Genomic DNA, 5,510 nt, shown 5'->3' with positions numbered 1-5,510 from the left:
ATCCGGACACGGTGCCGGTCGAGTGGAAGACGGTCGAGGCATGAGCACGGACTGGGAAGAGACCGCGACCTCGAAGGTGAGGGCGATGCGGGGATACCGGGGGGTCGATGCGTTTCGTGACTTCCCGCTGTCGGACGGGTTGCGCTCGATCGCCGCGGGGCTCGTCGACGAGCGCGGTCGTTCGGGCTGGGTCGCGGTCTCGTGCCACGGACACGACGCGGGCAAGAAGACGCGCGTCCGGCTCGCCCTGCTCGATGACGTCGCGCGCCTCGAGTTCGACACACGGGGCGGGATCGAGCTCGAGGTGCGGGATACGGAGCGGGATAGCGAGGCCGCTGGTCCGTTCGATGATGTCGAAGGGGTCGACCGGTGGCGAATGAGCTGCCGTGAGTGCGGTCGGTCCGGTGGTCGGTCATGCTCATCGGTGCTCGAGAGTACTGTGCGCGCCCTCGAGGCTCACCGGGTCGCGAAGGCGGGCGGCCGTCGTCATGTGGCGGCGATCGCGTGGTGGGGGTAGTCCCTGGCCGATAGGGCTGGGGTAGAGTGTGGCCACGTCCTCCCGGGAACGCATACCCGGCACATACAGGGCCGCCGATCGGCGGAAGTAGCACTCTCGAGCTCCCGGTGACATAGGCGCATTGCGCCTTTCACCTGGGAGTTCTTTCATGTCTGAGGTGTTGAAAGCACGGTCCGCGCTCGGGAATGCGACTCGGCGCGGGGACGATGGGGCGGCCGAAGATGCCCGCCGGGACCTGGCGGCGGCGAAGATTGCGGCCTACGTCGAGAAGGTGGTGGCTGAGGCCCCGCCGCTGACTGCTGAGCAGCGCGACCGCCTGAGCGCGATCATCAGTGCGGGCCGGGCCTGTGGTGCCCGGTGAACATCGGGAAGTACGAAGGCCGCCCCGCGGTGAACGGGACGGCCTCCACCCGGCAGGAATCGGGTCATGAACTCACCCCCGAGTCTACCGTCGGCGGGCCGATCTGGGGTGGTTCGGCATGAGTTGGACGCGACTCGACGACGCCTGGACGGACATGCCGGAGCTCGCCGTGCTCGACCTCGCGGCTCGCTGGCACTACCTCGCCATGATCCAGTTCTGTTCCCGAACGGAGCGGATCGACGGAGTGATGAAGCGAGCGGATGCGCGCCGATGCTCGGACGTCGACGACCCCGAGGCGGCGCTAGCCGTCCTGCGGAGTACCGGGTTGTTGCTCGAGCTCCCCGGCAACGACGTAAAGGTCGTGAGGATCGATGACCACATCCCGCCCCCGTCGGTGCGGCAGGCGTCGAAAGCGGCGAAGCTGCGGAAGCGTCGCGAGCGCGCGCACAAGGCCGGGGATCACAGCACGTGCCTCCCAGAGAACTGCGATCAGGCCCCCGTCTCTCGGCCCGACGAGGCAGTCACGGCTGAGGTCACTGGTGAAGTCACGCGTGACATCGGGTCGGGACGGGACGGGACAGGCCGGGACGTTACGGGCATTGATGTAAGCGATGTGACGGAAGCCGTTTCTGTGCAGTGGGAACCGGCTCGTGTTCCAGGCTCTGGTCTGCCGGGGCAGGTGCTGGCGGATGCCGAAGGGGCGTGTCCGGAGTGCGGTGCGGATGAATGCACCGGCGAGTGTCTGGACGCGATCCGATGAGCGCCCGGGTGCTGCCGCCGCCGGATGACGACCGGACGTCGCGAGGGCTGCCCGCTGCGGGGCTCGGTGACGGCGCGCATGGGTGCGAAGACGGCTGGGTCGGGCGGGATGCGCGGGGGCGGTCTGCGCCGTGTCCGATGTGCCGGCCCCATCTGGTGAGGCGGGTCGATCCGGTGACGGGTCGGGTCGGCTGGCGTGTGGACAGGACGAAGCTCCCGGCGAAGGGCCGGGGTCGGAACAGGAGGACGGCGTGAAGGTGGACGGGTTCGGGATCAGGCATCGGGCGGAGTGTGATCGGCCGCGGTGGGGTACGGCTGAGGCGCGGCGGCGTGGTGTCGGGTCGTCGCTGGTGCAGCGGTGCCCGTCGTGCGGGGTGGTCTGGCGGGCGGGTGATCCGTCGGGACTCGCGCGGCCGCGCCTCGGGTACGGGCGGGGTGTGCGATGAGCGGGCCGGAGGGTGCGGTGCCGGAGCCGCTGAGTCTGGGTGAGCACATCGCGGTGAACCGGCTGATGGTGACGTTCCTCGAGTCGGCGTGGCGCGGCGACGAGGACACGGCCTCGTTGACGCTCTCGGAGCTCGAGGGGCGGGAGCTGCCTGCGGCCATGGGCGCGCTCGCCGGTATGGCTCGGCAGGCGCTCGCGAGTACGGCTCCGGAGGGTGCGTTCCTCGCGGCGTGCCGGGCGTTGCTGGACCGGGCGGAAGGGGGCGAGTCATGAGCGGCTGGGCTGAGGTCCGCCCCGAGAACAGCGGGGGCGGGCTGGGGCCGGGTGAGGTACCTGAGGGGACCCCGGGCGCGGTACCAATCCGGTTCGACGTCGACTTGCTCGGGCGGCGCGTGCCGGTGGCGTGGACGGTACCGGCGGCGGGTGCCCGGGACTACTGGGACGCGCGGCGAACCGGTCCGAACCTGATCGAACAGCCGTTCGAATAGAGGTAGTCTGTTCCTGTCGGTGCACGTAACGGCGAGGCGACCCGGGTTGGGCGTAAGTCGGAGGCGAGGCGCGGGACACGGAACAACCGGGACGACCGCCATAGCGGCGGTGTTCTCGGAGCGCATCAGTCGTGACCCTCGAGGGGTCGGCGCGGCGCTCCCTCTCATTCCGGCCGCGCTCGCGACGTGATCGCGGCCCTCACACCACGAAGGGTGCAACCGATGAATCTCAAGAAGCAGCGGGCCGACGCGCTCGCCGAAGCACGCGCGATCGCCGACGGGGCGAAGGCCGCGGGCCGTGACCTCACAGCGAACGAGTCCGCGCTGATCGACGCAAAGATCAACGAGGTGCAGGAGCTCGACAAGAAGCTCGCTCGCGCGGCGAAGTCGAAGGACGGCATCGACTGGATTTCCGGCGTCGGCAAGTACGCGCCGCAGAACGGTGACGAGTTGCCCGGTCTCGACGACGACGGTACGGAGTGGCCGGCGCTGGACCAGTCCGCGCCGACCGTGTTCTCGGCGAAGGCCGGTGGCGAGATGGTCGCCCGCCGGCTCATGTCCGCGACTGGTCCCGGCGGGGTCAAGGCGCTGCCGACGACGACCGCGCAGACGATCCCCGTCGTGATCGATGCGGACCCGGTGTCACAGGGTGGCCGGTTCGACACGGTCCTCGACATCATCCCGGCCGTCTCGACCGTCGCGCCGGCATGGACGTACCGACGAGCGACCGGCCGAACGTTGGCCGCACAGATCGTCGGCACCGGCGAGGTCAAGCCGACCAGCCAGCTCGAGTTCGAGGACGTGACCAACCGGCTCGGCGTGATCGCGACCGTCGCCGGCCCCGTCAGTGAACAGACCCTTCAGGACTACCCGGCACTCGTGCGGTTCCTCCAGGGCGAACTGCTGCTGGACATCCGGCTCCGGCTCGAGGACGAGGTGTTCAGCGGCACCGGCGAGGACATCACCGCAGCCGACGACCCGGGCAAGATTGTCGGCGAGCACTTCCGCGGCATCCTCAACACCACCGGCGTCCTCCAGCAGGAATACACCGGCGACGCCCTCGGATCGATCGCGGTCGCCGCGACCCGGCTCGAGTCCGACGGGTACACCGTCTCGGGCGTCGCGATGAATCCGAACGACTGGGTCACCCTCGCGACGACTCGGAACACCTCCGGGGCGTTCGACCTCGGCGGGGCCGTCGACGCGGCGGCGCGCACGATATGGGGTCACCCGGTGCGACTCACCCGCGGACTGTCGGAAGGCACCGCGGTCGTCGTCACCGCCGGGTCCGCGGCGATCCGCCCCCACGTCCACGGGCTCGACGTCCGCGCCGTCACCATCAACGACGACGCGATCCGCAACCAGGTGCGCATCCGTGCAGAGGGCCGGTTCGGGTTCGACCTGTACCGGCCCGCCGGGTTCTGTGCCGTGACCCTAACCGGCGGAGACTCCGCCTGATCGAACGACGGTCCGTGAACTCCTAGTGGCACGCCGCGGTGGGCGTGCCACTAGGAGCTCTCTGGTGCTATCGGAGGCTGAGCTGCGGCGCGTCGGTGGTGTGCGCAGGCTGTCGCCCCCGTGAGCGAATAGGAGTGTCCGCGAGATGGAGAAGCCGTCGAACACGGGTGATGCTGTACCCGGAGTCTTCTGCGATCTGGCGCACGCTTGCGCCGCCCTCGTAGAGCTTTCTCATTGACTGGGCGAGTTCAGCTTCGGTTGTGGAATCGAGCCTGCTGTGGGGCTCGAGATACGGGGCCTCGATTGAGCCGCCCGCATAGCCGCGATAAACCTTTCCTCGGGGCGCTCGGTCGGTACCGGATTCATCCCCCCAAGCGGTCCATCCGGGCATTGCATTACGGGAGAACATTTCCAGGTAGGGTCCTGGGGAGCACTGCTCGATCAGGTCGTACTGCTCATCTGGCTTGCGTGAATGCTCGCGTTTACGCGTCTCGATCATGTTTACCTGGCTCCGTGCAGGCGGGAGGGTGCGCATCGAGCCACGCACACCAAACAGGATCAACTCGGTCACGTTACGGAAGTAGAAGCCAACGCCGCGCCCGTCTGGTCCGCCATCTTTTCGGCGCTTAGCCCACACGATGTTCGAGACGTATCGGAACCCCCATTCCTGCATGACGCGCATTCCGTCGGGAAGTAGCGCGTTCGGTACCCACAGGTACAGATGGGCATTCGGCGCAACGATGTCCTGGACGGGGAGCGCGCAGATTTCATCCAAACCCAGGGTGGAGTAGCGGTCAAGTCTCCGGTGCTCAGGGGCGACCTTGCCGGTTCGGTTTTGGAAGCGCCAGGGCGGGTCCGACATCACCGTCTGGAAGCCGCCGTCGATAGTGGGCAATGGCGCAATCGTGTCGTTAACCCGCAACGGCTCGGCAGGCATGGGCAACCCCTAGTGATAGATCTGCTTTCTTAAGTAGATCTTTGCACGTTCCGCCGTCATGCGCAACGCGGCCGGCGAGGGACGTGCTTCACGCCACCGGCCAGCCGGAGACCCGGTCGTCTTCGATCCCCACGAAGAACAGCGGGCACTCCCCTCCCGCCCCGAGGTTCACCATCGGCAGGAGCTTGTCCCAGTGCGTTGACGACCTGCCGTACTTGCCCATCGGTTCGCCCGCGGCTGTGCAGCGTTCAAGGCGGGCTTGAAGGCTTGGCCCACGGGTGGCAATGACGCCTACAGCGATCACCCCTTCGCGATGAAGGCCAGCGAAATTGTTCAGGTCGCGATGATAGAAGGGGTCTTTGTTGTTCCACTCCATCTCCACGGCAACTCCGGGGTACCAGTCATCTTCACCTAGCTTGAAAACGTCGATCTCGTGGCTGCGGGTGCGGAAGACTGGTTGGCCATCGATGAGTTTTTCAACCATCACGTTGTGCTTACTCCACCCCTGTTTATATAGGGACTCATCGAACCGGCGCGTGTGCGTG

8 protein-coding genes are annotated in these 5,510 nt (G+C 67.5%); 6 read left to right on the top strand and 2 right to left on the bottom strand.

The genetic code is table 11. From position 1 onward, the window contains the following. The first annotated feature begins 40 nt into the window (after nucleotides 1-40). The 6 genes from ACOJSN_RS09950 (at nucleotide 41) to ACOJSN_RS09925 (ending at nucleotide 4,028) form a co-directional block, all read left to right on the top strand. Nucleotides 41-517, top strand: coding sequence for a hypothetical protein (locus ACOJSN_RS09950; protein ID WP_420112337.1), 477 nt, complete (start codon nucleotides 41-43; stop codon nucleotides 515-517). A 148-nt stretch (nucleotides 518-665) separates the two neighbouring features. Further along, entirely contained in the window at nucleotides 666-878 is a 213-nt protein-coding gene (locus ACOJSN_RS09945) for a hypothetical protein (protein ID WP_420112336.1), read from the top strand. A 118-nt stretch (nucleotides 879-996) separates the two neighbouring features. Next, nucleotides 997-1,638, top strand: a complete 642-nt coding sequence (locus ACOJSN_RS09940) for a hypothetical protein (RefSeq protein WP_420112335.1) — start codon at nucleotides 997-999, stop codon at nucleotides 1,636-1,638. Nucleotides 1,639-2,079: 441 nt separating this feature from the next. After that, nucleotides 2,080-2,355, top strand: coding sequence for a hypothetical protein (locus ACOJSN_RS09935; RefSeq protein WP_420112334.1), 276 nt, complete (start codon nucleotides 2,080-2,082; stop codon nucleotides 2,353-2,355). Beyond that, nucleotides 2,352-2,570, top strand: a complete 219-nt coding sequence (locus ACOJSN_RS09930) for a hypothetical protein (RefSeq protein ID WP_420112333.1) — start codon at nucleotides 2,352-2,354, stop codon at nucleotides 2,568-2,570. Before ACOJSN_RS09935 ends, ACOJSN_RS09930 begins: the two co-directional genes overlap by 4 nt. A gap of 222 nt (nucleotides 2,571-2,792) precedes the next feature. After that, nucleotides 2,793-4,028, top strand: a complete 1,236-nt coding sequence (locus tag ACOJSN_RS09925) for a phage major capsid protein (protein ID WP_420112332.1) — start codon at nucleotides 2,793-2,795, stop codon at nucleotides 4,026-4,028. A gap of 67 nt (nucleotides 4,029-4,095) precedes the next feature. On the opposite strand, the gene ACOJSN_RS09920 is transcribed toward ACOJSN_RS09925, so the two are convergent. Both ACOJSN_RS09920 and ACOJSN_RS09915 read right to left on the bottom strand, forming a co-directional pair. After that, a complete protein-coding gene (locus ACOJSN_RS09920; RefSeq protein WP_420112331.1) occupies nucleotides 4,096-4,965 on the bottom strand; it encodes an MT-A70 family methyltransferase in 870 nt (289 codons plus the stop codon). Nucleotides 4,966-5,053: 88 nt separating this feature from the next. After that, nucleotides 5,054-5,510: BglII/BstYI family type II restriction endonuclease (locus ACOJSN_RS09915; RefSeq protein WP_420112330.1), on the bottom strand; the 457-nt coding region annotated here is incomplete at its 5' end.

The organism is Pseudactinotalea sp., from assembly GCF_048594945.1.
GTDB lineage: Bacteria > Actinomycetota > Actinomycetes > Actinomycetales > Beutenbergiaceae > Pseudactinotalea.
The sequence above is the reverse complement of the archived record's forward strand: the minus strand, read 5'-3'. Positions and strand labels throughout refer to the sequence as shown.

Excerpts from the sequence above, each read along its gene's own strand:
- ACOJSN_RS09950 (WP_420112337.1), top strand. The coding sequence starts at position 41 with ATGAGCACGGACTGGGAAGAGACCGCGACCTCGAAGGTGAGGGCGATG.
- ACOJSN_RS09945 (WP_420112336.1), top strand. The coding sequence starts at position 666 with ATGTCTGAGGTGTTGAAAGCACGGTCCGCGCTCGGGAATGCGACTCGG.
- ACOJSN_RS09940 (WP_420112335.1), top strand. The coding sequence starts at position 997 with ATGAGTTGGACGCGACTCGACGACGCCTGGACGGACATGCCGGAGCTC.
- ACOJSN_RS09935 (WP_420112334.1), top strand. The coding sequence starts at position 2,080 with ATGAGCGGGCCGGAGGGTGCGGTGCCGGAGCCGCTGAGTCTGGGTGAG.
- ACOJSN_RS09930 (WP_420112333.1), top strand. The coding sequence starts at position 2,352 with ATGAGCGGCTGGGCTGAGGTCCGCCCCGAGAACAGCGGGGGCGGGCTG.
- ACOJSN_RS09925 (WP_420112332.1), top strand. The coding sequence starts at position 2,793 with ATGAATCTCAAGAAGCAGCGGGCCGACGCGCTCGCCGAAGCACGCGCG.
- ACOJSN_RS09920 (WP_420112331.1), bottom strand. The coding sequence starts at position 4,965 with ATGCCTGCCGAGCCGTTGCGGGTTAACGACACGATTGCGCCATTGCCC.